Origin of the sequence: Mesorhizobium sp. M4B.F.Ca.ET.089.01.1.1, assembly GCF_004022605.1 — a bacterium.
Lineage (GTDB): Bacteria > Pseudomonadota > Alphaproteobacteria > Rhizobiales > Rhizobiaceae > Mesorhizobium > Mesorhizobium abyssinicae.
Genome location: NZ_RZOS01001245.1, coordinates 1 through 566 on the forward strand (window position 1 = coordinate 1; position 566 = coordinate 566).

Annotated in this window: 1 protein-coding gene; it reads left to right on the top strand. The window is 58.5% G+C overall.

All coding sequences use genetic code 11. The features are described 5' to 3' along the window. Positions 1–566, top strand: a 566-nt coding sequence (locus EN780_RS39435; RefSeq protein WP_189557139.1) for a LodA/GoxA family CTQ-dependent oxidase, incomplete at both ends; no start/stop codon positions are given.

Here is a 566-nt window from a genome sequence, read left to right on the forward strand (position 1 = left end):
GTCCAGGATGTGCTCCCCATCCTCCATCGCGTGGCCTCACACTTTTGGACCAACCGTCTGCGTGAAAACGAATGGCAAGCGGTACGAACCGCATTGAATGCAAATTTGTCCAGCTTGGCCGATCCTAGCGATGCCGCAGACCAACTGCGCCTCACCATTTTCAACGCAGTACTGAAAGCGCAAGACCTCAGACAGCTGCGGCTCACGCCGGCACAACAAGAAATTCTTGAGGACTGGCGCGATGGGAGCTTCCTCCCAGGGCCAGACCCTAGTCGACCAGTTGGGAACGAAGCCGACCGATTGGATGAGGTTGCGCTTCTTCGCACAATAGGCGGGGGCTTCTTCCCAGGCATCGAAGCCGGGTTCATCATGACCTATCCGTCGATCTATGCCGGAAAAGCCCGGATCACGAGAGGGCAATTCAAAGATTTCGACGGCCAGATGCGCCGCACCTATCCGGGATTGCTGACCGAGCGGATGGCCGTTCCCTGGCAAGCAGACTTCGTTGAGTGTGAGGGGTTGTGGTGGCCCGCGCAACGCCCCGATCTCGCCAGGTTCTCCGAGAC